Origin of the sequence: Streptomyces sp. NBC_01320 (assembly GCF_035974375.1) — a bacterium.
Lineage (GTDB): Bacteria > Actinomycetota > Actinomycetes > Streptomycetales > Streptomycetaceae > Streptomyces > Streptomyces yanii.
Genome location: NZ_CP108390.1, coordinates 789,054 through 814,572 on the forward strand (window position 1 = coordinate 789,054; position 25,519 = coordinate 814,572).

General features: G+C 68.8%; 24 protein-coding genes and 4 pseudogenes. 13 read left to right on the forward strand and 15 right to left on the reverse strand.

All coding sequences use genetic code 11. From position 1 onward, the window contains the following. Positions 1–363 precede the first annotated feature (363 nt). From OG395_RS04100 to OG395_RS04110, 3 genes are all read left to right on the forward strand, one after another. Positions 364–1,644, forward strand: a complete 1,281-nt coding sequence (locus tag OG395_RS04100) for a molybdopterin-dependent oxidoreductase (protein ID WP_327241637.1) — start codon at positions 364–366, stop codon at positions 1,642–1,644. After that, complete coding sequence (locus OG395_RS04105; RefSeq protein ID WP_327241638.1) at positions 1,641–2,186, forward strand: hypothetical protein; 546 nt, start codon at positions 1,641–1,643, stop codon at positions 2,184–2,186. The genes OG395_RS04100 and OG395_RS04105 overlap by 4 nt, the downstream gene beginning before the upstream one ends. A gap of 61 nt (positions 2,187–2,247) precedes the next feature. Next, positions 2,248–4,083, forward strand: a complete 1,836-nt coding sequence (locus tag OG395_RS04110) for a glycoside hydrolase family 15 protein (protein WP_327241639.1) — start codon at positions 2,248–2,250, stop codon at positions 4,081–4,083. Between the two features lie 24 nt (positions 4,084–4,107). On the opposite strand, the pseudogene OG395_RS58050 reads toward OG395_RS04110, so the two are convergent. The 3 genes and pseudogenes from OG395_RS58050 to OG395_RS04120 all read right to left on the reverse strand — a co-directional run. Next, a pseudogene (locus OG395_RS58050) lies at positions 4,108–4,299 on the reverse strand (DNA polymerase III subunit beta); the annotation flags it as partial. A 95-nt stretch (positions 4,300–4,394) separates the two neighbouring features. After that, a complete protein-coding gene (locus OG395_RS04115; RefSeq protein WP_327241640.1) occupies positions 4,395–4,604 on the reverse strand; it encodes a hypothetical protein in 210 nt (69 codons plus the stop codon). A 94-nt stretch (positions 4,605–4,698) separates the two neighbouring features. Then, positions 4,699–4,836 (reverse strand): hypothetical protein, encoded by a 138-nt coding sequence (locus tag OG395_RS04120; protein WP_327241641.1) that lies wholly within the window; start codon positions 4,834–4,836, stop codon positions 4,699–4,701. 101 nt (positions 4,837–4,937) lie between these two features. Here OG395_RS04120 and OG395_RS04125 point away from each other — a divergent pair, with 101 nt between their 5' ends. After that, the gene (locus OG395_RS04125) at positions 4,938–6,278 is read left to right on the forward strand and encodes an IS701 family transposase (protein ID WP_327241642.1); all 1,341 of its coding nucleotides are present in this window, start codon (positions 4,938–4,940) and stop codon (positions 6,276–6,278) included. 177 nt (positions 6,279–6,455) lie between these two features. Here OG395_RS04125 and OG395_RS04130 read toward each other — a convergent pair whose 3' ends face one another. Continuing rightward, positions 6,456–8,393, reverse strand: coding sequence for a hypothetical protein (locus OG395_RS04130; protein ID WP_327241643.1), 1,938 nt, complete (start codon positions 8,391–8,393; stop codon positions 6,456–6,458). A gap of 54 nt (positions 8,394–8,447) precedes the next feature. Between OG395_RS04130 and OG395_RS04135 the strand changes: the two genes are divergently transcribed. Next, complete coding sequence (locus tag OG395_RS04135) at positions 8,448–9,116, forward strand: transposase (RefSeq protein ID WP_327241644.1); 669 nt, start codon at positions 8,448–8,450, stop codon at positions 9,114–9,116. Positions 9,117–9,699: 583 nt separating this feature from the next. On the opposite strand, the gene OG395_RS04145 is transcribed toward OG395_RS04135, so the two are convergent. From OG395_RS04145 to OG395_RS04155, 3 genes and pseudogenes are all read right to left on the reverse strand, one after another. Next, the gene (locus tag OG395_RS04145; RefSeq protein ID WP_327241645.1) at positions 9,700–9,822 is read right to left on the reverse strand and encodes a hypothetical protein; all 123 of its coding nucleotides are present in this window, start codon (positions 9,820–9,822) and stop codon (positions 9,700–9,702) included. A gap of 117 nt (positions 9,823–9,939) precedes the next feature. Beyond that, positions 9,940–10,950: pseudogene (locus OG395_RS04150) on the reverse strand (DNRLRE domain-containing protein); the annotation flags it as partial. Positions 10,951–10,953: 3 nt separating this feature from the next. Continuing rightward, positions 10,954–11,238, reverse strand: coding sequence for a hypothetical protein (locus tag OG395_RS04155; protein ID WP_327241646.1), 285 nt, complete (start codon positions 11,236–11,238; stop codon positions 10,954–10,956). A 171-nt stretch (positions 11,239–11,409) separates the two neighbouring features. On the opposite strand from OG395_RS04155, the gene OG395_RS04160 reads away from it, so the two are divergent. After that, positions 11,410–12,687, forward strand: a complete 1,278-nt coding sequence (locus OG395_RS04160) for an APC family permease (RefSeq protein WP_327241647.1) — start codon at positions 11,410–11,412, stop codon at positions 12,685–12,687. A gap of 27 nt (positions 12,688–12,714) precedes the next feature. Then, positions 12,715–12,999 (forward strand): annotated as a pseudogene (locus tag OG395_RS04165) (phosphatase PAP2 family protein); the annotation flags it as partial. Positions 13,000–13,125: 126 nt separating this feature from the next. Here OG395_RS04165 and OG395_RS04170 read toward each other — a convergent pair. Then, the gene (locus OG395_RS04170; protein WP_327241648.1) at positions 13,126–14,601 is read right to left on the reverse strand and encodes a multicopper oxidase family protein; all 1,476 of its coding nucleotides are present in this window, start codon (positions 14,599–14,601) and stop codon (positions 13,126–13,128) included. Between the two features lie 216 nt (positions 14,602–14,817). After that, complete coding sequence (locus tag OG395_RS04175; RefSeq protein WP_327241649.1) at positions 14,818–15,330, reverse strand: PadR family transcriptional regulator; 513 nt, start codon at positions 15,328–15,330, stop codon at positions 14,818–14,820. Here OG395_RS04175 and OG395_RS04180 point away from each other — a divergent pair. After that, positions 15,223–16,268 (forward strand): annotated as a pseudogene (locus OG395_RS04180) (integrase core domain-containing protein). The gene OG395_RS04175 and the pseudogene OG395_RS04180 overlap by 108 nt on opposite strands. A gap of 20 nt (positions 16,269–16,288) precedes the next feature. On the opposite strand, the gene OG395_RS04185 reads toward OG395_RS04180, so the two are convergent. Further along, on the reverse strand, positions 16,289–16,426 hold the full coding sequence (locus tag OG395_RS04185; RefSeq protein ID WP_327241650.1) for a hypothetical protein: 138 nt from the start codon (positions 16,424–16,426) through the stop codon (positions 16,289–16,291). A gap of 536 nt (positions 16,427–16,962) precedes the next feature. On the opposite strand from OG395_RS04185, the gene OG395_RS04190 reads away from it, so the two are divergent. Beyond that, positions 16,963–17,136: a hypothetical protein gene (locus OG395_RS04190; RefSeq protein WP_267008580.1), complete on the forward strand. Its 174-nt coding sequence runs from the start codon at positions 16,963–16,965 to the stop codon at positions 17,134–17,136. Between the two features lie 278 nt (positions 17,137–17,414). Then, positions 17,415–18,656: a PP2C family protein-serine/threonine phosphatase gene (locus OG395_RS04195; RefSeq protein ID WP_327241651.1), complete on the forward strand. Its 1,242-nt coding sequence runs from the start codon at positions 17,415–17,417 to the stop codon at positions 18,654–18,656. 323 nt (positions 18,657–18,979) lie between these two features. On the opposite strand, the gene OG395_RS04200 is transcribed toward OG395_RS04195, so the two are convergent. Both OG395_RS04200 and OG395_RS04205 read right to left on the reverse strand, forming a co-directional pair. Continuing rightward, positions 18,980–20,302 carry an IS701 family transposase gene (locus OG395_RS04200; RefSeq protein ID WP_327241652.1) on the reverse strand — a complete coding sequence of 441 codons (1,323 nt, stop codon included), beginning with the start codon at positions 20,300–20,302 and terminating at the stop codon, positions 18,980–18,982. 151 nt (positions 20,303–20,453) lie between these two features. Then, on the reverse strand, positions 20,454–21,650 hold the full coding sequence (locus tag OG395_RS04205) for an RNA-guided endonuclease InsQ/TnpB family protein (RefSeq protein ID WP_327241653.1): 1,197 nt from the start codon (positions 21,648–21,650) through the stop codon (positions 20,454–20,456). 41 nt (positions 21,651–21,691) lie between these two features. Here OG395_RS04205 and OG395_RS04210 point away from each other — a divergent pair, with 41 nt between their 5' ends. Continuing rightward, positions 21,692–22,165: a MerR family DNA-binding protein gene (locus tag OG395_RS04210; protein ID WP_327241654.1), complete on the forward strand. Its 474-nt coding sequence runs from the start codon at positions 21,692–21,694 to the stop codon at positions 22,163–22,165. Here the strand turns inward: OG395_RS04210 and OG395_RS04215 are convergent. From OG395_RS04215 to OG395_RS04225, 3 genes are read right to left on the reverse strand one after another with little or no spacing between them, the layout of a single operon-like run. After that, positions 22,148–23,206 (reverse strand): ArsO family NAD(P)H-dependent flavin-containing monooxygenase, encoded by a 1,059-nt coding sequence (locus OG395_RS04215; RefSeq protein ID WP_327241655.1) that lies wholly within the window; start codon positions 23,204–23,206, stop codon positions 22,148–22,150. The two genes, OG395_RS04210 and OG395_RS04215, sit on opposite strands and share 18 nt — an antisense overlap. After that, complete coding sequence (locus tag OG395_RS04220) at positions 23,203–23,985, reverse strand: MIP/aquaporin family protein (protein ID WP_327241656.1); 783 nt, start codon at positions 23,983–23,985, stop codon at positions 23,203–23,205. Before OG395_RS04220 ends, OG395_RS04215 begins: the two co-directional genes overlap by 4 nt. 42 nt (positions 23,986–24,027) lie before the next feature. Next, positions 24,028–24,342, reverse strand: coding sequence for an ArsR/SmtB family transcription factor (locus OG395_RS04225; protein WP_327241657.1), 315 nt, complete (start codon positions 24,340–24,342; stop codon positions 24,028–24,030). Between the two features lie 75 nt (positions 24,343–24,417). Here OG395_RS04225 and OG395_RS04230 point away from each other — a divergent pair, with 75 nt between their 5' ends. After that, positions 24,418–25,056: an arsenate reductase ArsC gene (locus tag OG395_RS04230; protein ID WP_327241658.1), complete on the forward strand. Its 639-nt coding sequence runs from the start codon at positions 24,418–24,420 to the stop codon at positions 25,054–25,056. A 44-nt stretch (positions 25,057–25,100) separates the two neighbouring features. Then, a complete protein-coding gene (locus OG395_RS04235; RefSeq protein WP_327241659.1) occupies positions 25,101–25,517 on the forward strand; it encodes an arsenate reductase ArsC in 417 nt (138 codons plus the stop codon). The last annotated feature ends 2 nt before the right edge of the window (positions 25,518–25,519 follow it).

A 25,519-nucleotide genomic window follows, 5' to 3' on the forward strand; every position in this document is an offset into this window, starting at 1 on the left:
TTATGTCTAATGTGCATGTTGGCTGATGGTCTTTAGCTCCGTGAACGCACAGGGAATTCCATGGGTGACTCGCACGGCAAGGACGAACCTCCGCAGGAAGGCACGGCTGCGCCGAGCTCTGACGGCCCGGACCGGCGTGTCCAGGGCGGGACCGCGGAGCCGCAACGGAAGGCGCCGCCTGGGAATCCTCAAAGAGCGGGTGGTCCCGCGCCGACGGCAGGGCGTGGGGACAGCGGCAGCGGGCAGAGCAGTACCTCCGCGGGCGGGACGCCCCGCGAGTGGGAAACGGAAGGCCGTCCTGCAGGACCTGCCGCCAAGCCTGCCGACTCACACGCGAAGTCGTCGAAGGCGCGGCTCAGCGAAATGGTCCGGGTAGGCCCGCCGGTCGGCCCGTCGCGGCCCGGGTTCTGGCGTAGCCCATTGCGGGGGCCGTGGCTGACATCGGTTCTCGGTGCGGTTCTGCTGGTGGGCATTACTGTGATGTTCGTGACGGGGCTGCTGTCCTATGCCGCGTACAACCCGGATCTCGGGGGCAATGACAAGACTCCCGATCGGGGGTGGCTGGGCTTCTATCTGTTTGCCTGGCCGACGGATCCGTACTGGCTGTACCGGCTCAACCAGGGCGTTCATGTGACGCTCGGCATCGTGCTGATCCCGGTGCTGTTGGCGAAGCTGTGGTCGGTGATTCCCCGGCTGTTTTCCTGGCCGCCGGTGAAGTCGGTCGGCCAGGTACTCGAACGGCTGTCTTTGCTGCTGCTGGTGGGCGGGGTGCTGTTCGAGTTCGCGACCGGTGTGCTCAACATCCAGTTGGCTTACGTCTTCCCCGGGTCCTTCTACCCGCTGCACTTTTACGGGGCTTGGGTCTTCATCGGTGCCTTCGTCTTTCATGTTGCGTTCCGTATTCCTCTTATGATCCGGATGCTGCGCAGCGGTGGCCTGCGCGAGGAGTTGCGCAGGCCGACTGGCCGCGGGGCAGCAGTAGAGGCTGACGAGAGTGGCCTGGTGACCCCGAACCCCGCTGCGCCGACGATTTCGCGGCGGGGCGCATTGGGCATGGTGGGCGCGGGCTCCCTGGTCCTGCTCGCGGTGACGGCAGGGCAGAGCATTGGCGGTTTCCTCAGAGCGACCGCGCTGCTTGCGCCGCGCGGCCAGGACCCGGGACCGGGGCCGAACGGGTTCCAGGTCAACAAGACCGCGGTGGGTGTTGGAATCCGGGCCCGCGACGTAGGTCCCGCCTGGCGGCTGTCTGTGCGGGGTGGGGGACGCGAGCGGATCTTCACTCGTGCTCAGCTCCTGGCGTTGCCGCAGCACAGGGCCGCACTGCCTATCGCATGTGTGGAGGGGTGGTCCACCGAGGACCAGGACTGGAGTGGGGTGCGGCTCGCGGATCTGGCGGCACTCGTCGGCTTCACCGACCGTGCGCCGGGTGTGTTCGTACAATCTGCGCAGCTGCGCGGATCCTTCCGCTCGACCACGCTGCGCGACAACCAGGTCCGCGATCCGCGCTCCCTGTTGGCTCTACGGGTCAACGGGGCCGACCTGTCACCGGATCACGGGTATCCAGCGCGGATCATCGTCCCGGCCAACCCGGGGGTCCACAACACCAAATGGGTCACCCGACTGACGTTCGGGGAGAACGCATGAGCAGTCTCAGAGCCCGTTACGGGGCCTCGCCCCTGCACCTGTTGCTGGTGCTGTGCTCCTTCGCCCTGACCGGCTACGCCGGGATCCGGCTGCTGGCCGGAGACGAACCGTGGATGGTCATCGCGTGGTTCGTGGGAGCGGCCCTCTTGCACGACCTGGTCCTGCTCCCCCTCTACACAATCACCGACCGTGCTGCTCAGACACTGCTGGGCGACCGTCGGGAGCCTGGCGCACAGAACAACGGCAACACGCCAACGCGGAGATGGATCAACTATGTCCGAGTGCCGGTCTTCCTCTCCGGTGTCCTGCTCCTGACCTACTTTCCCCTGATCCTGCGGCAGGTCGACCACTTCACCGCGTACACCACGCTCCCCGCTGATGTGTTCCTCGGCCGCTGGCTCCTGATCACCGCTGTCCTGTTCGGCGCCTCCGCCCTCGTGCTATTGACCCGCATGGGACTCTCCCGCCCGTCAAAGCAGACACCGAAGTCAGAGCCTGCCCCCCGGCCCCAGGCCGGGCCGGGCGAGGAATCCGCCCCGTGAGCATGTGGATCGGACCACTCCCCCAGCAGCGCGTGGTCCCTGACCAAGCTGCAAGCCAGCCATGAGTACGCGCCCGATTGGTGACTACGCGCTGCTGTCGGACTGCCATTCAGCCGCGCTGGTCGGTACGGACGGGTCGGTGGACTGGCTGTGTCTCCCCCGATTCGACAGCCCCTCCGTCTTCGGCCGTCTGCTCGACGAGAATGCAGGCCACTGGTCGATCCGCCCGCGCGGTCCGAGCGAGGTCAGCCGCCGCTACGTGCCGCAGACCCTGACGCTGGAGACCACATTCCGCACACCGACCGGAACAATGGTCCTGCTCGACACCCTTGCCATGGGAAACCGGGAACGAGGACACACACTCGGGGCATCCTCGCCCGGCATCATGCTGCGTCACATCACCTGCACCGCCGGCTCAGTGACCGTGGAGACCAACTTCGCACCGCGACCGGAGTTCGGCCTCATCCACCCGGTACTCACCGCTGTGCGTGGCGGCCTCACCGCCAGTGGTGGCACTCACCGGCTGGTGCTCTCCGCCCCGCTCCCGTTGACGACCGACGGATCGACAGCGCATGGCCACATCGTCCTTCGTGCCGGGCAGCGGCTCGGGTTAGCACTGCAGTCCGCCTCCACCTGGGGGGACAAGGAACCAGCCCCCTGGCGTGCTGGCCGCATCCGCCGACGCCTCAGCGACACCATCAACGGATGGCGCTCGTGGACACGAGCGCACCAGGGCTACCAAGGCCCCTGGCAAGACCAGGTCGCCCATAGCGGACGCGTACTCCAAGCCCTCACCTTCGCTCCCACCGGAGCCATCGTCGCCGCCCCCACCACCTCACTGCCGGAATGCGTCGGCGCCGACCGCAACTGGGACTATCGCTACACCTGGGTACGCGATGCCAGCTTCACCCTCCAGGCGCTGTCAACCTCCGCCTGCAAGAAGGAAAAGGCCGCGTACTTCGGCTTCCTCGCACGAGCCGCGGCGACCCAGCTCCAACGCGGCGTGGACCTCCAGGTCCTGTACGGGATCGGGGGCGAAAGGGACCTGAGCGAACGCACCCTGCCACACCTGAGCGGCTGGCGCAGCAGCACACCGGTGCGCTCCGGCAACGACGCCTGGCGCCAGCACCAGCTCGATGTTTACGGGGAACTGCTCGACGCAGCGCACCAGACACTGCCCCACGGCGAGTGGTTCGATCCACCCATCCGCACCTTCCTCCGCCAAGCAACCGAGACCGCCGCCCACCGCTGGAGCGAACCCGACCAGGGCATCTGGGAAGTGCGCGGGCCCAGTCGGCACTTCCTCTACTCGAAACTCATGTGCTGGGTCGCGCTGGACCGCGCCATCAGCCTCACTCCCGCCCTCGGAGCGACTCCTGCAACCGTCACAGCCTGGCAAGACACGCGTGAAGAGATCCGCACGGCCATCGAAACCCGAGGATGGAACCCGCACCTGGGCGCCTTCACGCAGTCGTTCGGCTCCAGCGAACTCGATGCATCAGCACTCGTGATTCCCCTCGTGGGATTCCTGCCCGGCGACGATCCCCGCGTCCGCTCCACCGTGACGGCGATCGCCGACCAGCTCACGGATGCACGCGGGCACGTACGCCGCTACCTCACCGATGACTTCACATCCGAAGAAGGCTCATTCCTCCTATGCACCTTCTGGCTCGCCCACGCCCTGGCGCTCACTGGGGAAACCACCCGCGCCCGCAAAGTTTTCGAATCTGCCCTCACCTGCGCCAACGACGTCGGCCTCCTCGCCGAGGAAGTCTCCCCCGCGACCGGCGAAGCACTGGGAAACTACCCCCAGGCTTTCAGCCACATCGGCCTGATCAACACCGCACGAGCCATCCACCAGGCGGAGAACACACTCATCAGCCAGACAGATCGGTGAATCAACCAGGCGCGGGCCGACGAGTTCGAGGTCGACCGGGTTCTTACCTTTGACGGTTCGGGTGATGTCGGACAGCAGGCGGCCGGGGACCAGAACGCTGCCGGCCTTGGTGATGTCGGCCGCGAGGGTGGCCTGGGCCGATACCTCGTAGTCGAACGCCGCGACCGTCAGTTGCCCGGCGGCGGCATCCAGCCTGAGCGCGGCAAGGACGGGGGCGGGCGGGCGGGCGGGCGGGCAGAGCGCGGGCCGCGTCGGCGACGGCGGCGAACGGGGTGAGTTCGACGCGGAGCTTCATGGGCAGTCCTTCTTTCTCAGACGGCTGCGGGGGTGGCCGCGGGCTGGGTGAGGTGGCTGCGCAGGTGCGTGTCGCGCACGTACTCCAGTGCGGCCCTGACCTGGCTCATGTCGGTCCAGGGGCAGGCGGAGCAGGTCGCCGTGTAGCCGTGACGGCCGGCGCAGCCGCCTTCTCTCGGCTTTCCGGCGCTGGTGAGCTTGTGGGGGCAGACGGATCCGTCGGGCATTGTGTCCGCAGAGGCCGTGTCCGGTGAGCTCGTGTCGCCATTGGCGCTTGAACCCCGTTGCCGGGAAGCACCGTCGACGGAACGAAGGGTCTGCCTACTCCCCCGTCCGCTTGGCGCACGCCGACCGGATCTCTTCCAGCAGCTCTGGGTAGTGCTCGCCGTACGTGTTCAGCGCATGCCACACCGCGTCCAGTGCCGCCTTGAGCGGGGTGGGCTCGGCGGCAGCGAGCATTGCGGGGAGAGCGAAATACGGCTGTGAGATCTGCCCCTTCAGTTGGAGATCGACTGGTCCGCTGTAGTTCGGTGATCTGTCGGTGCGGGTAACTGGCCGGTATGCAGGCGAAGTTGCTGAATGTGCCGCTGGACGTCACGGATCTGGAGTGGGCCGAGGAGGTCGGTGACCAGCTGGAGCTTTTGTTGCTGGAGGTCGGCGGGTGCTTCCCGCGGGCGGATCTGCGGCGGCGGGCCGCTGTGTGCGTGCGAGGGCTGCTGGCGCCGCTGTCGCGCAAGAACGGCTGGCAGTTGGCCGAGTACGGGGGTGACTCTGAGCCGTGGGGGCAGCAGCATCTGCTGGACCGGGCCCACTGGGAGGCGGATGAGCTGCGGGACTTCGTGCGCCGCTATACGGTGGCCGGCCTGGACGACGGCGGGGCAGGTCCCGGCCCGGGCGGGGCCGGGGTGCTGGTGGTCGATGAGACCGGCTTCGCGAAGAAGGGCCGGGCCTCGGCCGGGGTCGCGCGGCAGTTCACCGGCACGCTGGGCGGGGTCTTCCCCTGGCAGATCGGGGTGATGGCGGCCTGGGCGACCTCACGCGGACAGGCCCTGATCGACCGGGAGTTGTACCTGCCCAAGGAATGGACTTCGGACCGGGCGCGCTGCCGGGCCGCCCACATTCCCGACGAGGTCGGCTTCGCCACCAAGCCCCGCCTGGCCGAGAAGATGATCGCCCGGATCGTGCCCGACCTGCCCGCCGAGCGGGTATGGGTGGCCGCCGACGAGGTCTACGGCCGTGACGGCGCCTTCCGCGCCTTCCTGGAGGAGCGGCAGCTGCCGTACGTGGTGAACGTGCCGTCCGATCAGACGGTGCTGCCGCGTCCGGGCTGGCGTCACCTGGCCCGTCTGGTCGAGCGGGCGGCCGACGATGAGGACTGGGTCCAGCTGTCGGCCGGCCCCAGCCAACTGGACTCCCGCTGGTGGCAGTGGTGGGTGCGCCGTCTCCCGGACCCCGAGGCGCTCATCGGCACCGGCGGGCAGGACTGGGCCCGGTGGGTGATCGCCCGCCGCCGCCCGGGTGAGGCAGATCCCTCCAAGCGTGACTACTACCTGGCCTGGGGGCCGGAGCAGACCACCGTGGAGGAACTGGTCCAGGTGCCCGGGGCCAGGTGGCGGGTGGAGGAGGGGATCAAGCTGGCCAAGTCGGCGGCGGGAATGGCCGATTACGAGGTGCGTTCCTGGCACGGCTGGTACCGGCACATCACCCTGGCCCAGCTCGCCGCCGCGTTCCTGGCCGCCCAGGCCGCAGCCGCCGCCAACGAACAGGACGGCGCCCCCGGCGCCGACGGCGATCCGCTCACCGTCCTGGCCCGACTCGCCGAACCGCCGGCCCAGAGAGGGGGCCCACCCAGGCCCCACCAGCAGCAACAGTCTCACCCCGATTCCCCTGACGGCCTATGAGATCCGCCGCCTGCTGGCGATCACGACCCCGCATCCCGCCCCGGCCCAGCGCATCCGACACGCACTGCACTGGTCAAGATGGCGCCGCTGCCACCAGGCCCTCGCCCGCGCCTGCCACCGCCGACGCAACCACAACAAGGCCCTCACCAGCACCGAAGCGCGACCACCACCCCACCTTTACCGAACTACAGCGGACCAGTCGATCTCCAGCTGAAGGGTCTGCTCGGGGGCGCGCGGCGTGCCGGTGGCGCGCACCTCCACGGCGACGTCGTGCCCCACGTCTGCGGGCAGTGTCGACCTCCCGTCGCCGGACACCGCCGGTACGAGCGCGCCCAGTGCCCGCCCGAGGCCAGGCCGCCTCGGTCCGTCGTTTCCCGACTCCGCGGCCGGGACCCACGTCCACCCGGCCGCCGCCGGACACATCGGCGGGCGGTATGGCGGTCGCTCGGGAGGTATCGCTTCGAGCACCGACCGCCCCGGTACGTGGGGGTCGGAGCGCAGGGTCTCCCACATCCGGGCCGTGTCGTCGAACGGCGACGGCAGCGGACGTCTCTCCGCCAACTCGGTGAGCGCCCGGGCGACCCACAACACATCGGTCAGGCCCGCCGCTTCGCAGGCCCGCCGCGCGGCCAGCAATGCCACTGCACGCTGGACCTCGGAACCTCCGGCATCGAGGGCGTGCACCAGGTCACTGTCGAAGCGGAGCAGACCGAGGACATTGCTCTCGCGGGCACCGCGCAGCCCCTCGCTCGGCAGCCGTCCGCCCCACTCCCACTGCTCGCGGTGCAGTCGCCGCTCCTCGGCGGCCCGTTCATCCGCCTGGCGGGCCAGGCGTTCAGCCTCGGCGCGCTGCTCGGGCGTGGGTGGGGGCGGAAGTTCGCGCGCGTAGCGGTGCCAGTACGCGGCGTTCTGCGAGGTCTGGCGGATCACACGGTCCGGGAGGGGCGACGCGGGCCAGAACTGCAGGAGGTAGCTGTCTGCCTGTGGCTCCCCGGTCACTCTGGTGTCGAGTTCCCGTCCCTCGTCCATCCGCCGGGCGCAGTACCGTACCCGGTAGTCGGTCCGGGTGAGATCCAGGTCCCACGCGGCCCCGCCCGCCCACTGCACCAAACTGGTGCGTTCCGACATCGGTCGGAAGGACACCTCCACCACGTCCTCCCAATCCGGGTCCAGCGGAGGGGCTGCGTCGTGGACCTCCACGATGAAGCCGACGTTGCCCGTGTGCAGTCCGGTGACCAGCCAGAGCACACCCGGGACCGCGGCCCCGCACAACCCCCCGCTCTGGCCTGCGAACGTCTCGGAGAGGTCCGGGTTCGCGCTGTCCGGATCGCCCTCGACGTAGATCTGACCGTAGTGAACGTGCACCTCGCCTGTGACCGGCCTACGCACAGCACCCCCCTCGTCGAGGACGGCCTCGGGAGTCCCCGTCGGGCAGGCCGTCACATGCCCCGCATCATGCTGCAGGCCACTGACAACAGGGCCGACGACACCACGAGGCTGGCGGTGACGTCGGTGATGCGGTGGGCGAACAGATGGGCGACGGTCAGCGGGTGGCCGGGACGGGAGCGGCCTTGTGGCTGTCGCGAACTCGGGCCGGCCGCCGATGTGCGGGGTGCGGGCCATGACGGTGGTGCGCAGGGTGTTCCAGGCGAAGCGCCGGATGTCGGGGCTGGCGAGGGCCTCGTTCCAGCGCAGCCAGAGGATGTCGAAGGTGTTGGAGACGGCGGTGTCGCGCTGGTCGTCGTCGAGGAAGACCTGCGCATAGAGGCGGTAGTCGTTGTCCACGGTCTCGCGGAACGCGCGGTGGTCCAGGGGCGGCACCTGAGACGTGGTGACCGAGGCTTTGTCGCCGCACCGTTCAATCCAGTCGCTGGACTTTTGGGCCTCGAACGCCGCTTGGCGCCACAGCTGGTACAGGGGCCATCCGGGCATTTGCAGCTGGAGGGACAGGCTGAGGATGATCTCCCACCGGAGGTAGAGCCCGGTTCCTCGCAGCAGCTCGGAGAGCTTCGATTTGGCGAGCGGGACCCCGGTGCTGAGGTCGCTGAGGGGCAGTCCACTTTTCAGGTAGGGGTAGCGCAGCGGCTCCAGCCACGCGCGGTGGATGTTGCCCACGCCGTCGGCGATCGGTCCGAGTTTGCGCCCAGGTCGCAGGGGCGCCGCAGACCCGTGGATCTGCTGCCCGACCGCGAGTCGGCCACCGTCGCCGCATGGCTTGCTGAACGCCCCGGGATCGAGGTGGTCTGCCGCGACCGCGCTCCGTTCTTCGCCGACGGGGCCAGCACCGGAGCACCCACCGCGGTGCAGGTCGCAGACCGCTTCCATCTCTGGCGCAACCTCGGTGAGGCCGCCGAGAGATGCGTATCGCGCCATCGGTCCTGTCTGCGGGTGCCATTCGCTCTGCCTGGTTCCGAGGGCACACCGCCGCCGGCTCCCGAAGCTGGTGCGTCGCCCTGGCCGAAGGGGCACCGGTTCGCCGACCGAACCCGCGAGAAGCATGCCATCGTCCACGCGATGCTCGGCAGAGGGCTGAGTCGTCGCGCGGTCGCCCGTGAACTGCGGATGACCTACCGAACCGTGCAGCGTCTGGCCGACGCGGCCACCGCGGAAGACCTCTTCCAAGGACAGTGGCAGAACCGCAGGACGAAACTCGACGACTTCAAGCCGCACTTGCACGAGCGGTGGGCGGAGGGCTGCACGAACGCCTGGCCCCTCTGGAAGGAGATCCAGACCCACGGATACGCAGGCGGATACGGAGCCGTCCGCGCCTACCTCCGTCCCTTCCGCAACGCCGTGCCGGGTGGTCGACCGCCATCCCCCCGGACGGTTGCCGGGTGAATCCTGACCCACCCCGACGCACTTCAGGAGACCGAGCGTCTGAAGCTCAAGTCCGTCCGCGCCTGCTGCCCCGAACTGGACGCCCTCGCCCGGCACATCCGCTCCTTCGGGCAGATGCTCACCCAGCTCCATGGCGAACAGCTCCCCGAGTGGATCGCGGCGGTCCGAGCCGACGACCTGCCCAGCCTGCACACCTTCACCAACGGCCTCGAACGCGACCTCGCAGCAGTCACCGCCGGCCTGACCCTTCCCTGGAGCTCAGGCGTCGTCGAGGGCCACGTCAACCGCATCAAAATGATGTCGAGTAGCCGGGGGCATTTCAGCCCCCCGGCCCTCACAGAACCGTACGTAACGATCTCTCGTTATACGCTCTTGCTGCCCTGGTTACCAGACGACGGGGACTGTTGGTACCCAGGCCCAGTGGGCGAAGAACCGGGGCCGTCTTTCGACGGTCCTGGCCCAGGCGTCCTGGGCCTTCTTGCGTCCTCGCAACCGTCTGTCTTGCGGATCCAGCGCATCAGGTAGGCATTGATGCGCCCCAGAAGGGGCTCTCGACTTTCGATGTTCTGACAGGTTTGGGTGATCAGGCTGCGCCGGCTGCGGCCCACGCCTGCTGGACGGCGCGGATTTCCTCATCCGTGGGCCGGCCTGGGCGGGTGGGAGTAAATCGGGCGGCGATGATCACCCGGCGGAGCTTGGCGACCATGTCGGACAGGGCCGGCTCGGCCTTGGTGGTGCACCACGGGGCCCGTGATGAGCGCGGTCACCGTGGTGCCCTCGGCCTCGGCACGCTCCTGAAGCTGCGCGTGGAGTTCCTCAGGGACGGGTTGCCCTTGGTCTCGGTGGAGGAGTGGTACTGCTGTTTCCACGCCGGCTGGCTGGTCCAGCGGGACGCGGTGGACGGGGCACCCGTGTCCCACACGGTCCAGCTCTGCGCGGTGCAGTCGGTGTTGCCGGAGTGGAAGTTGTACAGCGACAGGTTGGTGTCGACGATCAGCGCGTCCGCGATCGCCGAGGTGTTCCAGGTGAGGAAGGAACGGGCCGTGCGGAAGGTGCCGTCGGCGTTCTTGGTGCCAGGGTTGCCGAAGTCGAGTTCGGTGTCGGCCGACCAGTCGACGGTCTCGCCCTGCTGGACGTAGGTGTCGAAGGTGTTCGCCAGCGCGGAGGTCGAGGGGGCGACGGTGACCGGGTAGACGGTCTTCGGGTCGGCGAGGAACGCCGCGTCCGGGGTGACAACGAGGTCGATCAGGCCCTGGCCCTTGTCGACGACCTTCATCCCGACCCGGGACCGGTTCTCGTGCTTCCCGGACCGCTTGTCGAGCGACGCGTCCCACATCACCGGGGCGGGCATGGTGGCCGGTGCCTCGCCGGTCTTCGCGTCGGTGAAGGTGACCGAACCGTCCTTGTTCGCCCTGGCCTTGAGGCCCTTGGCCCTGACCGGGAGGGTGTACGAGTAGCCGCCGGCGGCGGGCCGTTCGCGTATCTCGACGAACTGCTCGAAGCCGGTGCGGGTCGCCTCGACGATGACGTCCGCGCCGGGGACGGCCTCGCGGTAGCGGGCCGTAGTGCCGTCGATCGCGGGGGCGGGCAGTCCGCCCTTCCACTGCAGGGTCACGCTCTCGTCGCCCTGGCCGAGGGTGACGAGGTCGCGCGGGGCGGCGTCCTTCGCGGCGCGCAGCGACTGAGCCTTCGTGCCGCCCTTGCCACCGAGGCGCAGGCCCTTGGGGTGGTTCTTCGCCTGGACGCTGCCGCCCGCGCCGCGGGCGAGGGTGACGTCGACCTTCTGCCACTTCCCGCCGCGCCAGACACGTTCGGGGCCCGAAACGGCCACCACGATCTAGGAAGTCTCCTCAGCCGGCTCGTCCTTGCCCGCGCGCTGGGAGAGCCGGTAGCGGACCTTCTCGTGCGACAGGCCCACCTGGCCACCGATCTGCCGCAGCCCCCAGCCCTCCGCCTTCGCCGAGGCCATCCCCTCGTCAAGGGCCGCGTCCGTCACCTCGTCCAGCGCGGCCCGCAGCTGGACGAGCAAGCGCAGCCGGATCGCCGGGGCCAGTTCATCCAGACCGGCACAGAACCGCGCCACGTCCGCCTTCAGGAAACCGATCGTCGGGTCATCGCTCACCCGCCCCACCCTGACACCCCCACTCACGACTCGTCAAAAGTTTTGACAGCTGCGCCGGTTTTCTGTCCCGTTCCTACCGGGACCCCGAGTCGCCACTCAGGTGGCGTGCCATATCGTCTCCCGATATCGGGGTTCGTAACGCATGCGGCCGTGCCGCCGAGGGAGTAGGCCATGAGCGAGCCATCGACCGCCGCCGCCGCCGGGATGCCGGACGAGCTGCATCGACGCCTCGGCGTGTTCGACGCCGTGGTGATCGGCCTGGGGTCGATGATCGGCGCGGGGATCTTTGCGGCCCTCGCCCCGGCGGCGCGCTCCGCCGGCTCGGGGCTGCTGATCGGTCTGGCGCTGGCCGCTGTGGTCGCTTACTGCAACGCCACCTCCTCCGCGCGGCTCGCGGCCCGCTACCCGGCCTCGGGCGGCACCTATGTCTACGGGCGTGAACGCCTCGGCGACTTCTGGGGCTATCTGGCCGGATGGGGGTTCGTAGTCGGCAAGACCGCCTCCTGCGCGGCCATGGCCCTCACTGTTGGCTCCTACGTCTGGCCTGGGCAGGCGCACGCTGTCGCGGTGGCCGCGGTGGTGGCGCTGACCGCGGTCAACTATGCCGGTGTGCAGAAGTCAGCCTGGCTCACCCGCGTCATCGTCGCCGTGGTCCTGGCAGTGCTCGCAGCAGTGGTGGTCGCCGCCCTCACTTCCGGCACCGCGGATGCGGCCCGGCTGGACGTGGGCTCGGACGCCACCGCTGGTGGTGTCCTCCAAGCGGCGGGCCTGCTGTTCTTCGCGTTCGCCGGGTACGCGCGTATCGCCACCCTGGGCGAGGAGGTCCGCGACCCTGCGCGCACTATCCCCCGCGCCATCCCGCTCGCGCTGGGCATCACCCTGGTCGTCTATGCCGTGGTGGCCGTCGCCGTTTTGACGGTGCTGGGCCCGAAGGGACTGGCGGAGGCCGCCGCGCCGCTGTCGGAGGCAGTCCGGGCCGCGGGGAGCGACTGGCTCGCGCCCGTCGTGCGGGGCGGTGCGGCGGTGGCCGCGCTCGGCTCGCTGCTGGCGCTGATCCTGGGCGTCTCCCGCACGACGCTGGCGATGGCCCGCGACCGGCACCTGCCGCACGCGCTGGCTGCCGTTCACCCCCGCTTCAAGGTGCCGCATCGGGCCGAGCTGCTGGTGGGCGCGGTGGTGGCGGCGCTTGTGGCGCTGGTGGATGTGCGCGGGGCGATCGGTTTCTCGTCCTTCGGCGTGCTGGTCTACTACGCCATCGCCAACGCCTCCGCCTTCACACTCACATCTGCCGAGGGCCGCCCGGCCCGGATCATCCCTGTCGTGGGGCTGGCCGGCTGCCTGGTTCTCGCCTTTGCGCTGCCGCTCTTCTCGGTGATCTCCGGGGCTGCGGTCCTGGCTCTGGGCGCCGCCGCCTACGGAGTGCGCCGCCTCGTCGTCGCGCAGGGTTGACGAACGGCTCGTACTCCCGGGCGGCAGGAGCGGTACGCCTTCCCCAGCGGGCACTCCACCGCCGCGGCGGCAACCGTGGCCGCGCTGTTCCTGCTGGATCGCAGGCTGAGCGCGATCGCCGCTGTCTTCGCGCTCCTGGAGGGGTTCACCCGCGTCTACCTCGGCGCGCACTACCCCCACGATGTGCTCGGCTCCGCCCTCGTCGCGTTCCCCGTCACCCTCGGCGTCAGCTTCGCCCTGCCTCGTGTGGCCACGCCGCTGACCGAGAACCTGCGCACCGGACGCCTCCGCCCACTTATGGCGGCGAACTGACAGGCTGCCGCTCGCACCTCCTGGGCGCGCCCCCTCACGGGGCGCCCAGGAGTGTTTCAGGCGTGGGCCCGAGGGGTTGGGGTTGCCGCGCGCCGGCTGCCCGACTGTGATTGCCGGCTGTGCGGGTCAGGAGCAGTGCAGCAGGATCATGAACCCGTAGTCCATGTGGAGCTGCTGGTGGCAGTGGAACAGGGACAGGCCGGGCTGGTCGGCGATGAAGTCGAAATCGAGGGCTTGGTAGCTGCCGAGCATGACGACGTCCTTGTGCAGGCCGTGGGTGGGAGTGCCGGCGATGTGGGTGACCTCGAAGGTATGGCGGTGCAGGTGGAGGGGGTGGATGTCGTCGGTGGCGTTGCGGAACCGCATCCGGTAGCGCCTGCCACGCTCGACGTCCAGCACCGGCTTGTTGGTGTCCATGTTGAAGGGCACGCCGTTGAGGGTCCAGATGTTGAACCCCTTGTCGGCGGCGTTGCGTTTCTCCACCAGAAAGTCAAAAGTGTGGTCGGGTCGCCGGCCGGTGCCACCAGCATGGGCGAAGGTGCGATAGTCCCAGGTGAAGGCTGGCGGTGCGGTCCACTGCGGAGGGCCGCTGCGGCCTGCGTACTCCACCACTGTGCCCATGCCGTTGTTACGGTCGTCGTCGGACAGGTCGCCCAGCACCCACACACCCGGATGGTTCATCTCGACCAGGACCGAGACGCGTTCGGCGGTGCCGATCCACAGCACCGGCACGTCGGCCGGGCGGGGTACCGGGTTGCCGTCGAGCGCGACCACCTTGAAGGTGTGGCCGGGCAGGGCCAGGCTGCGGATCTCGGTGGCGCTGGCGTTCAGGACGTGGAACAGCATGAGCTGTCCGGCTCTGACCTTGATCGGCCGGCCGTGGCCCAGTTTGCGGCCGTTGACGCTGAAGGCGCGGTAGCCGACCTCGTAGCCGTGCGGCATACCTCGGGCCAGCGAGTCGGCCGTCGCCTTCTCGCCCCTGCGCTTGAGGTCCGGCACCTCGGAGCCGGCCAGGAAGTGCTGGGCCATGTCCCCGCCATGGCTGAGGGCGGGTTCGAATTCCTTGAGCACCAGGAAGACCTCCCGGTCGTAGGCACCGGGGTTGGTCTTCGGCTCAATGTAGACCGGGCCCGCCTGACCGGTGTAGGTGCCCCGGGCCAGGTCACCGTGTGCTGCGACATGGGTGTGGTAGAAGCGGAAACCGGCCGGACCGGGGGTGAACGCCAGCCGCCGCATCCCGTGCGCGGGAATGAACGGCGTGCCCTCCTCGGAGGCCCCGTCCACTTCGGCCGGAATCCGCTGGCCATGCCAGTGCAACAGCTCGGGGGTGCCGGTGTCGTTGTGGACGTCGACCACGACCGGGCGGCCCTCGGTGAACCGCAGCAGCGGCCCCGGGAACTGCCCGTTGTACACCGTGGTGGACACGACCGTGTCCGGCGCGAGCTCGACGCGCCCGCTCGCGATCCGTACCGTGTAATCCGCCTTGCCCGAGGTATCGGGCCGGGCAGACGACTCCGCAGAATTGCAGGCGGAAACCGCACCGCCCCCGGCCAGCAAGCCCAGCCCACCCAGTTTGAGGACATCACGACGGGCAATCGGCACGGCCGCTCCCTTCCGTTCCCAGGGCACGCCGGCGGCCCGTAGACCACCACACATCGCTTCGAGTAGCAATGCAACTTCAATGAGTGAATGCGAGCGGTGATAGCGACACCCGATACGCCTGGACGGCAGACGGGCTCCCCCTCCGACGGCCCCGAGTCCGGTACCTGGCAGGCGAAGCCCATCTCGACCGGCGCGCCCACGGGCCGGTAGCCCGAGCTACGGGATGTCGTCGCCGAGGACTTCGCGGGCCAGCTCCCTCAGCGCCTTGCGGTCCTCGGAAAGTGCCTGTTTCCCGGCCTCGGTCGCCCGGTAGACGCGCCGCACCCGGCCGTCGACCACTTGCTGCTCGGAGACCAGCAGCCCATCCGTCTCCAGGCGGTGCAGTGTCGGGTACAGGGTGCCGGGGCTGATCTGGTAGCCGTGGCGGGCCAGTTCCTCGGTCATCCACGCGCCGTGGATCTCCTCCTCGGCCGCGTAATGCAGGATGTGCAGCCGCACCGCGACCCGCTGGAACTCCCGCACTGTGGCCCTGTCCCGCTCGAAAATACGATTTAGCGGCTGTGGCCTGCACGTTTGCTGATCCTGGCAACAAGGCCTCGACTGGCCTGCGACGATCTGCGGATGTCGCTGTCGGTCGTCGCCACGCTCGTCCGGAATCTGATCACCGTGCCCGCTGCCGTACTGCGCAGCCGTATGGCCAAAGATGCGGAAGTTCTCGCGCTCCGGCATGAGAACGCGGTGCTGCGCCGGCAGATCGCCCGGGTCTGCCACGAGCCCGCCGACCGGATCTGGCTCACCGCATTCTCCCGGCTGATCCCAGCGAACGCCGGCGTCAGGTCTTCGCGGTCACCCCCACCACACTGCTGGCCTGGCACCGTCAACTCCTCGCCCGCAAGTGGGCGTTCACCCAACGCAGCCGCCCCGGCCGACCCTCCACCGCGCCCGCCGTCAAGCAGCTCATTCTGCGCCTGGCCCGCGAGAACAGCACCTGGGGCCACCACCGGATTCAGGGCGAACTCGCCCGCCTGGGCTACGCGATCGCCCCGTCCACAGTCCGGGAGATCCTGCATGCCGCCGGCATCGACCCCGCCCCGCAGCGCTCCGGGCCGACCTGGCGCCAGTTCCTCACCGCCCAGGCCCACGGCATCATCGCCGCCGACTTCCTCCACCTCGACACCGTGTCACTCAAGCGCCTCTACGCCCTGGTCGTCATCGAGCACGGCACCCGGCGCCTCCACCTCGCCGGCGTCACCGCCCATCCCACCGCGCAATGAACCGTCCAGCAGGCCAGGAACCCCGCCGTGATCCCGGACCGCCCCATCGACTCGCTGCGATTCCTCCTCCGGGACCGGGACAGCAAGTACACCCACGCCTTCGACGCCGTCCTCGAGGCCGACGGCGTGGAGATTCCGCTCAGCCCACCACGGACACCCAAAGCGAACGCGATCTGCGAGCGAGTCGTGGGCACCCTCCGCCGCGAGCTCCTCGACCGCATGCTCATCTACAACGAGACCCACGCCGTGAAAGCACTGACCGAGTACATCCAGCACTACAACGGACACCGTCCCCACCAATCCCGCCAGCAGCTACCCCGGACAGCGACCAACCGTCCAACCCGGCCGCCCATCCTCGGAGGATTGATCAACCAGTATCACCGCGCCGCCTGACCAAACGACACCACCGCAGCTCACAGCACCGAATCGTATTTTCGAGCGGGACAGGCCGTCAGCTCGCCCAGATGACCGGGCGCGAACTTGTCCGCAGCCACGGTGACCGAACGAGTGATGGCCATCATCGGCGCATGCAGGAGATGATGAGCCGGCAACGGAGCTCCTTGGAGACAAGCTGTCTTGGTCGACTGCCTGTACCAACGAGCTCCGTTGTTCTACGTCAGAAATCCTTCAACGCCCCTTGCGTGACCTGCGAAAACGCTAACTACCTGGCCTTGGGGGAACTTCCATAGCCACTGTCCTCATCACCGTCGCCCCAGGGCCTGGCCTGCCTCCCAGGCTCCCACGCGAACTCGTCCACCAGGCAAACAAAGGAGGTGACCTCCCAGATCTCCCTGAGAAGAACAGACATATCGGTCGGGCTGAGAGGTGCGGAACAACCGTGCTGCCGGACCGGATGCCAAGCCGCGAGAGCGGTGGGCTCGTAGCACCGTCCGTCGCAGAGGAACCTCCAGAGGACATTGACGCGGCGGCGAGCGAGGCGTCATCCATTCGGCCCGCAGTGATTGCCGTAGGGCGGAGTTTGGGGTGGGCTGGCAGAGCGCTCGCGGGCGCCAAGAGGCGCGGGGCGCCCCCTGCCGAAACGAGCGGGGCCAGCCCCCACCGACCCACACGAGACTTGGAGATCCTCATGCCCTATCGCAAGGGACAGCACGTGGAGTACCGGGACCAACAGGACGAGCTTCAGCGGGGCGAGATCCGCAGTGCCGAAGGCAGCGGGGCGCAGGCTCGCTACGCCGTCCAGAACGAGGCGACCATGCGCGAAGACAAGGTCAGCGAGAACCAGATCGAGCGGGAGCTGTAGTAACCCCCTGCCGACGCGGCCGCCGTAGCACCGAACCAAAGTGCAACGGCGGACTGCTGGATGCCCTGCGACAGCATTGTGAGCCGGAATGCGTGGTCGGGGTGTTGAAGGCGCCAGCGCCGAGGGGTGGGAGAAAGCGATCTCCATCCTGGCTGGCATCGCCTCGTACCGGCGCCTGGCCCCCGAAGGCGAGTATCAGGCCGCCTGGCGAACACCTCGGGGAGACAGTCGCCCAGTGAGTTCCCCGAGGCAGCGGAACGAAAGGGATGCAAGCAGCGATGACCGAAGGCGGGCGGAACCCGAGCAAGTTTGGGGTGGACCGGTCGGAGGGGTTCGGTGAGCGGTTGCTGGGCGTGCTGCTGGACCGGGCTCACGAGATGCCGCCGCAGTTGATCGCCCCGCTCGTTGCGGAAGAGGTGGCCAGGGTCGGTGGCCGGGACCTCTCGATCCTCTTGCAGGACTACGAACAAATGCTGCTGGTGCCGCTGCCGGGCCGGCGGCTGACGGTCGGTGACGCCGAACCGGTCGAGGACTCCCCCGCTGGCGAGGCGTTCTTGAGCCGCAAAGCGGTGGAGGTGCCGCGGGACGGCAGTGTGCGGATGTATCTGCCGCTGCTGGACGGCAGTGACCAGATCGGGGCGATGGCCGTCACCCTGGACAGCGTCGATGACGACGACCGGCGGTTGCTGCGCAGACTCGCCGGTTTGGTCGCCGACATGATCGTCACCAAGGACGCCTACACCGACCTGTTCTTCCAGGCCCGACGCAGCGCCCCGATGAGCGTGGCCGCGGAGATCCAGTGGTCGTTGCTGCCCCCGCTGTCGATGACTGTTCCGCAGGTGGAGGTGGCCGGAATCCTCGAGCCCGCGTACGACGTGGCCGGCGACAGTTTCGACTACGCCCTCAACGGCGACATCCTTCATGTGGCCATGATCGACGCGATGGGCCACGGCCTGGACGCGGCGACCATGGCGACGGTGGCCATCGGCGCCTATCGCCACACGCGACGGGCCAGCACCGATCTTTCCCAGGTATACGCGTTCATGGACAAGGCCATCAATGAGCAGTTCGGCCCCGACCACTTCGTCACCGCACAGATGATGTGTCTGAACATCACCACGGGCCGGATGCAATGGGTCAACGCCGGCCACCCGGCACCGCTGCTGATCCGTGACCGCGCCGTGGTGGACCGGCTGGAGAGCCCAACCACATTGCCGGTCGGCTTCGGCGGTGAGCAGCCGGAAGTCAGCGAGCGGATCCTGGAACCCGGGGACCGGTTGCTGTGCTTCACCGACGGCCTGATCGAGGAGCACCAAGCCGGCGGGAAACAGTTCGGTGAGGAACAACTCATCGAGTGGACCAACCGGATCCTCCGTGACCACACCGCGGTGCGGGCGGTGGTGCGCGCGCTCTCCCACGCCCTGAAACAGGAACGAGGCGGCATCACCAGCGATGACGCGACCATCTTCCTCATCGAGTGGCGGGGCGGCGACGCCGATCATCTCGCCACCCTCGATTGAGCCGACAAGAAGGGAGAGCCCCTACGTACCCGCAGCGACCCTCCTCGTGCAGATGCGGTTGTTCAGTCGGCGGTGGTGTCCTTGCCGATGAGGCCGGACAGCAGCTCGACCAACGTCGTGCGCTGCGCTGCTCGGTTAAGGGCTGTCCCGTAACTCTGGCAGCGTCCGCACGGCATCCGATTTGACCATGAACGAGCTTCTGCGTTCGCGTGGCAAATCCCCATGAACGGGGTCGTGTTGCCCCCTTCGGCTACCGCGGATGGCGGCACCACCGAATAGCGGGACAGCCCTTAGTTCTCGACTTTCGACGTTCTGATTGATCGTCATGCCAGGTGTGCGCTGGCTGCGGCCCATGCCTCTTGCACGGCGCGGATTTCGGTATCTGTGGGCTGACCGGCGTCGATGGGCATAAATCGGGCCGCGATGATCGTTCGGCGGAGCTTGGCGGTCATGTCGGAGAACGCCGGGTGCGTCTTGGTGAGGTACCACGGGGCCCGTGTCCGGTGCTCGGCCGCGTCCTGGGGGTGGTGGCCGTGCAGCGCGTACCAGACCACGGTGATCGTGTAGCAGTACAGGCCGAACGGAACCCCTCGCTGGACCGCGCGCCGGGTCCGGTGGTGGGCCTGGCCGACGCCGAGGATGCCGCGGGCTTCGCCGAAGGTCACCTCGATCGACCATCGCGCGGCATACCGGGCCACCAGTTGCCCGGCCGACGCGGTCAGGTCGGTGGAGATCAACGCCAGGTCGTAGCCGGTGTCGATGGCATCCTCGCGGAGCAGCAGCACCTTCACCGTTTGGGTGTGGAAGGAGCCGTACCACAGGCAGGTGGTCTCGGCGGTGAACACGGTCTCGGTGCGGCCGTAGCGGGTCACGGCCTGCGGGGTGAACGCCAGCGTGGCGGCCAGCTCGGCCGGAGTGCCGAGCCTGTCGCCTTTCAGGCGGGGCCTACCGCGCCGTCCGGTCGGCGGTGGGGCAAGGCGGTAGAGCACCGCGTGGGACGGCAGCCGGGTAGTGAAGGTGACAGATACGGGCAGGTCACGCAGCGCCTTGCCGTGGTAGGCGGCATCCGCGACCACATCGATACGTCGGCTCCAGTGGCAGGCGGCCAGGAATCGGATCATGGAAGCGGCCAGTTCGACCTTGGTCTGCTCGCCTTTCGGGCGGTGCAGCCGGGCGGCCACCGGCAGGCACACCGGACGGGGCAGGAACGGCAGGTCCACGATCAGGCCGAGGACGACGAAGCAGGTGCCGTAGCCGATCCCGTCGCGGCCGGCGGCGGAGCCGTCGTGCTGCCAGGCGGCGCCGAAGACCTTCTTCCCACGCCGTTTGAACAGCGTGTCGTCCACCGCCACCGTCAGCGGGGTGCCGTCGGGCACCACAGAGCGCACCACAAGGTGGGACAGCGACGCGCCCAGCGTCTGCGGCTCCCAGCGGGCGCGGGCGAAGAAGGAGTGGGCCCGGTCATGGGACCAGCAACGGGTCAACCCCGCGCCCAGCAGCATCCCGGTGACCGTGCCCCGACCGGTGTTCGCGATCAGCCCAGTGACCAGCGCGGCGAACGTGGAGAAGGTCGGCGAGGTGAAACTGCCGCGCAAAGCGCCCAGCACAGCGAGCAGAGATGCGGGTACGGTCGGATCCGGAAGCATCGGCGGGTCCCTCACAGCAGGCGACATAAGCACCGCCGATGCTTCCTTGGCGTCTGCCTCCCGGCCGGGCCGATGGCCACAGGTCACCCGTGCGAGCTACCTATCTGACAGTTGGTCAGAACGACGAAAGTCGAGTGAAGGAGGGAGATTCTTACGGCTCGCGCCGTGAGACTTCCTGTTTCATCGCCGACTGCCCGCCCGGAGTTCTCCGTTGAGGTCTTACACCAGCTCCACAGGCCGACACCGCCCGTCCGGCGGCCAGCAGGTTGCGTGCGGCGTTCACGTCCCGGTCGTGGGTCGTGCCGCAGGCGCACGTCCAGGTGCGGACGTGCAGCGGCATCTTGTCCTGCAAGGCGCCGCAGACGGAGCACAGCTTGGAGGAGGGGAAGAAGCGGTCGACCGCGATCACTTCCCGCCCGTGCCACTGGGCTTTGTACTCCAGCAGGCTGCGGAACTCGGCCCATGCCGCGTCGCTGATGGCGCGGGCCAGGCTCCGGTTCCTGACCATGTTTCGCACGGTCAGGTCCTCGATCACGATCGTTTGGTTTTCACGAACGAGCCGAGTGGTCAGCTTGTGCAGGCCGTCACGGCGCCGGTCGGCGATCCGGGCGTGGATCTTCGCGACCTTCAGCCGGGCCTTCCTGCGGTTGGCGCCGTCACCCCTGGCCTTGCGCGCAAGGGTGCGTTGGGCCTTCGCGAGCCGGGCACGGTCCGTGCGCTCATGCCTCGGGTTAGCGATCTTCTCACCGGTGGAGAGCGTCAGGAGGTGGTTCAGACCGACATCGACACCGACCGCCGCATCCGTGGCGGGGAGCGGCTTGACGGTGGGGTCGTCGCACAGCATGGAAACGAACCAGCGACCGGCGCTGTCCTGGGAGACCGTCACAGTGGACGGCTTCGCCCCCTTGGGGAGCGGGCGCGACCACACGATGGCCAGCGGCCCGGCCATCTTCGCCAGAGTCAGCCTGCCGTCCCGGAAGCGGAAACCGCTGGTGGTGTACTCGGCGGACTTGCGGGACTTCTTGCGGGACTTGAAGCGCGGGTACTTGGCCCGCTTGCTGAAGAAGTTGGTGAACGCGCTCTGCAAGTGCCGCAGCGTCTGCTGCAACGGCACCGACGACACGTCGTTGAGGAAGGCCAGTTCCTCAGTTTTCTTCCACGCCGTCAGCAGGGCTGAGGTCTGGTTGTAGTTGACCCGCTGCTGCCGCGTCCACGCCTCCGTGCGGGCCGCAAGCGCCAGGTTGTAGACCTTCCGCACGCATCCGAACGTGCGCGACAGCTCAGCTGCCTGCACATCCGTCGGATAGAAGCGGTACTTGAACGCCCGCTTCACGTGGTTCGTGGTCATGCTCACAAACTAATGCGACCGCATGTAAAGATCAAACCTGCGTGGGTCAGAGCACTGTGATCCGCCCTGGCGGCGAATCGCAGCCCTTGCCCTGCTCCGCAGGAGTCCGTTTCCTCTCCGCCCTGAAGGGCGGAGTATCCACGGAGGAAACAGATGAACAGGCGGGCCTGCTGCCCGCGCCCCCGCGCACCTCCGGCGGCTACCGCGACTACCCGGAGCAGGCCGCCACCCGGCTCTCCTTCGTCCGCGACGCCCAGGCCGCAGGACTCACCCTCTCCGAAATCCGCTCGGTCCTCGCCCTGCGCGACAGCGGCCAGGCCCCCTGCGCCCAGGTCAGCACACTCATCGACCAGCACGTGGCCGACATCGAGCACCGCATGACCGAGCTGCGCGAGGCCCGCACCGCGCTGCGTGAGCTGGCCCACCGGGCCGCCGTGACCGACCCGGACACATGCACGGACGGCGACATCTGCACCATCCTCACGCGCCCGGTTGGCTCACAAAGCGCCAAGTAGGTCGGCGATCTGGCGTGCTGCTTCGCGTGCTGGGCGGCCGACGCCGATGAGGGTGGCGGAGGCGGGGCCGGTCCAGTCGCCGTAGCCGAGGAGGTGGAGGCGGGGTTCCCCGATTGCCTGGGTGCCGACCGTGGGAATGTGGCCGCGGGGTCCGCGCAAGCCGAGTGGGGCGAGGTGGGCGAGGGCGGGGCGGAAGCCGGTGCACCAGATGATCGCATCCGCCTCCGAGGTCATGCCGTCGGCCCAGGCGGCCCCGGTGGGCGTGATCCGGTCGAACATCGGCTGGGCCTTGAGCAGGCCCGCGTCGCGGGCGGCGCGGACGGGCGGGACGGCGACGATGTCGCCGAGGGAGGCGACGCCACCGGTGTCAGTGCGGCCTTCGTCGAGGTCGCGGCGGCGTGCCGTGGCGTGGTCGAAGAGGGCCCGGCCGTCGATGTCGTCGGCGAGGTAGCGGGGTTCGCGCAAGGTGACCCAGGTCAGCTCTGCGTCGTACGCGAGGTCGGCGGCGATCTGAGCGCCGGAGTTGCCGCCCCCGACCATGATCACCCGCTGTCCGGCGAAGTCGCGCGGGCTGCGGTACTCCACGGTGTGGAGCTGGGTGCCCTGGAACTCCGTACGCCCAGGGACCGCGGGGACGAAGGGCCGCGCCCACGTGCCGGTGGCGCTGATGACCGCCCGTGCCCGCCACGTACCGGAGTCGGTGACGACTTGCAGGAGTTCGCCGTCTCGGTGGACGGCGGTGACGCGTACGGGCCGGTGGACGGGGAGGTCGTACCGCTGCTCGTAGTCGTTCAGGTATGAGACGACATGGGCGGCATCCGGGTACGTCTCGCCCGACTGCGGGGGCATGAGCCTTCCCGGCAGCGAGGAGTAGGCGGCCGGGGAGAACAGGTGGAGGGAGTCCCAGGTGTGCTGCCAGGCACCGCCCGGCGTGGACTGCGCATCAAGGACGACGAAGTCAAGGCCCAGGCGACGCAGGTGGTAGCCGGCGGCGAGCCCGGACTGGCCGCCGCCGATCACCACCACATCTGTGAGGCTCATGCCGAAGGGGTCTCGCTGTCGGCCTTGCCGCGCATGAAGATCACGGCGACCAAGGCCAGGCCCACGGCCGCGCCGATCAGCTGCATGCCGACGAACGCCGGGACGGAGGCGGGGGCGATGCCCGCGAAGGTGTCGGTGAAGGCCCGGCCGATGGTCACCGCCGGGTTCGCGAAGGAGGTCGACGAAGTGAACCAGTAGGCCGCGCCGATGTACGAGGCGACCGCGACGGGCGCGAAGCGGAGACGGTCGGTACGGGCCAGACCGAAGATCAGCAGGATCAGGCCGGCGGTGGCCACGACCTCGCCAAGGAGGAGGTTTCCAGCGGAGCGGTCGTGCGTGGACCACTTCACCAGCGGCTCGCCGAACATGGCGTCAGCCAGGATCGCGCCGAGAATCGCGCCGACGATCTGGGCGGGGACGTACGCGGCGAGCTCGCGGGCGTTCACACCACCACGGCCGCGGCGGGCGGTCCACCATTCGGCCAGGGTGACGGCCGGGTTGAAGTGCGCGCCGGAGACCGGTCCGAGGAGGGCGATCAGGACGCCGAGTCCGAAGACGGTGGCGGTGGAGTTTGCGAGGAGCTGCAGCGCCACGTCGTCGGTGAGGTCGGTGGCCTGAATGCCGGAGCCGACGACGACGGCCACCAGGGCGGCGGTGCCGACGAGTTCGGCGGCCGCCCGGGCGGCGAGCGGGGTGCAGGGCGGGGTGGCGCCGGGCGCGGGCTGCGGCGACGTGTCGGTGGCTATGGCGTCGTTCGCAGCGGGCTCGGTGGCGGTCACGGGCTGGGTCTCCTCGGGCAGGTGAGGCGCAGGGGGGCAGGGTCAGGGGCAGGAGCGCTTGAAGTTCGCCTCGGCGGTCAGGCGCGCGCTCTGCGCGAGTGCGGCAAATTGCCCGGCGAGCTGCTCGATGACGTCCGGCTTGAGCCGGTAGTAGGTGAACCTGCCGCACGGCTCGGTCTCCACCACTCCCGCCTCGCGCAGCACTCTCAGGTGGTTGGAGAGGTTGGTTTGCTTGGCACCGGTCTCCTCCACGAGGTGGGTGGTGCAGAGCGTCTCGCGGGCGAGCAGGGTCACGATCTGGAAGCGCAGGGGATCACCCAGAACCCGGATCAGATCAGTATCGACTGACGTCATCATGGACTGATACTCTCACATCACCCGGAGCTGATACCAGCCTGGGCTGACCTCTTTTGAACCCAGGGGGTTCTCACCATGACCGAGTCCTCGTACCCGGTCCTTCCCGACGAACGTGTCGCGACCGGTGTCGCCCGCCTCGCCCTGCGTCACCAGGGCCGGTACTCCGTGGAGACCGTACAGCGGCTGATCGCCGACTCCTACGAGCAGCTCGCCGCGAACGCGCACGTCCGCACCCACCTCGTCGTGCTCGCGGAGCGATTCGCCGCCGAGCGCCTGGACGCACTGGCGCACGTCGAGAACCCCGTCGCCACCGGTGGCCGGCTGCGGGTGCTGTTCGTGTGCAGCCACAACGCCGGGCGTTCGCAGATGGCGGCCGCCCTGCTGGCGCACCGGGCCGGGGAGGACGTGATCGTCTCCTCCGCCGGCACACACCCCTCGGGTGCCGTCGACCCGCACGTGGTCCAGGCGCTCACCGAGGCGGGCATCGCCATCGATGAGGTCTACCCCAAGCCGCTGACCGACGAGGTTGTCCAGGCCGCCGACATCGTGGTCACCATGGGCTGCGGCGACGCCTGCCCCGTGGTGCCCGGCCACCGCTACCTGGACTGGCCCGTCCCCGCCCCCGACGGCGCCCCCATCGCGGTCGCGCGCTCCATCCGCGACGCCATCGACGCCCGTATCACCACCCTGCTGTACACCCTGCCCAGCGCCTGAGACCTCCCCCGCACCACGCTCACCCCTGCCACAAGGAAGAAACGATGACCGCTCCGCTCGCCTCCGTGCTCTTCGTCTGCGTCCACAACGCCGGCCGCTCCCAGATGGCCGCCGGATTCCTCAACCACCTCGCCGGCGACCGCATCGAGGTCCGCTCCGCGGGTTCGATTCCGGGCGACCAGGTCAACCCGGCCGCGGTCGAGGCGATGCAGGAGGTCGGCGTCGACATCTCCGACCAGAAGCCAAAGGTCCTCACCACCGAGGCCGTCCAGGCGTCCGACTACGTCATCACCATGGGCTGCGGCGACGCCTGCCCGATCTTCCCCGGCAAGAAGTACCTCGACTGGGCCCTGGAGGACCCGGCTGGCCAGGGCGTCGAGGCCGTCCGCCCCATCCGCGACGAGATCAAGGGCCTCATCGAGGGCCTCATCGCCGAGATCGACGCGAAGCAGGAGGCGTGACC

Coding starts and splice junctions, on each gene's coding strand:
- OG395_RS04160 (WP_327241647.1), top strand. CDS start 11,410: ATGAGCGAGCCATCGACCGCCGCCGCCGCCGGGATGCCGGACGAGCTG.
- OG395_RS04115 (WP_327241640.1), bottom strand. CDS start 4,604: ATGCCCGACGGATCCGTCTGCCCCCACAAGCTCACCAGCGCCGGAAAG.
- OG395_RS04190 (WP_267008580.1), top strand. CDS start 16,963: ATGCCCTATCGCAAGGGACAGCACGTGGAGTACCGGGACCAACAGGAC.
- OG395_RS04235 (WP_327241659.1), top strand. CDS start 25,101: ATGACCGCTCCGCTCGCCTCCGTGCTCTTCGTCTGCGTCCACAACGCC.
- OG395_RS04215 (WP_327241655.1), bottom strand. CDS start 23,206: ATGAGCCTCACAGATGTGGTGGTGATCGGCGGCGGCCAGTCCGGGCTC.
- OG395_RS04110 (WP_327241639.1), top strand. CDS start 2,248: ATGAGTACGCGCCCGATTGGTGACTACGCGCTGCTGTCGGACTGCCAT.
- OG395_RS04100 (WP_327241637.1), top strand. CDS start 364: ATGGTCCGGGTAGGCCCGCCGGTCGGCCCGTCGCGGCCCGGGTTCTGG.
- OG395_RS04195 (WP_327241651.1), top strand. CDS start 17,415: ATGACCGAAGGCGGGCGGAACCCGAGCAAGTTTGGGGTGGACCGGTCG.
- OG395_RS04105 (WP_327241638.1), top strand. CDS start 1,641: ATGAGCAGTCTCAGAGCCCGTTACGGGGCCTCGCCCCTGCACCTGTTG.
- OG395_RS04120 (WP_327241641.1), bottom strand. CDS start 4,836: ATGCTCGCTGCCGCCGAGCCCACCCCGCTCAAGGCGGCACTGGACGCG.
- OG395_RS04205 (WP_327241653.1), bottom strand. CDS start 21,650: ATGACCACGAACCACGTGAAGCGGGCGTTCAAGTACCGCTTCTATCCG.
- OG395_RS04225 (WP_327241657.1), bottom strand. CDS start 24,342: ATGATGACGTCAGTCGATACTGATCTGATCCGGGTTCTGGGTGATCCC.
- OG395_RS04125 (WP_327241642.1), top strand. CDS start 4,938: ATGCAGGCGAAGTTGCTGAATGTGCCGCTGGACGTCACGGATCTGGAG.
- OG395_RS04200 (WP_327241652.1), bottom strand. CDS start 20,302: ATGCTTCCGGATCCGACCGTACCCGCATCTCTGCTCGCTGTGCTGGGC.
- OG395_RS04230 (WP_327241658.1), top strand. CDS start 24,418: ATGACCGAGTCCTCGTACCCGGTCCTTCCCGACGAACGTGTCGCGACC.
- OG395_RS04145 (WP_327241645.1), bottom strand. CDS start 9,822: ATGGTCGCCAAGCTCCGCCGGGTGATCATCGCCGCCCGATTTACTCCC.
- OG395_RS04175 (WP_327241649.1), bottom strand. CDS start 15,330: ATGCCGGAGCGCGAGAACTTCCGCATCTTTGGCCATACGGCTGCGCAG.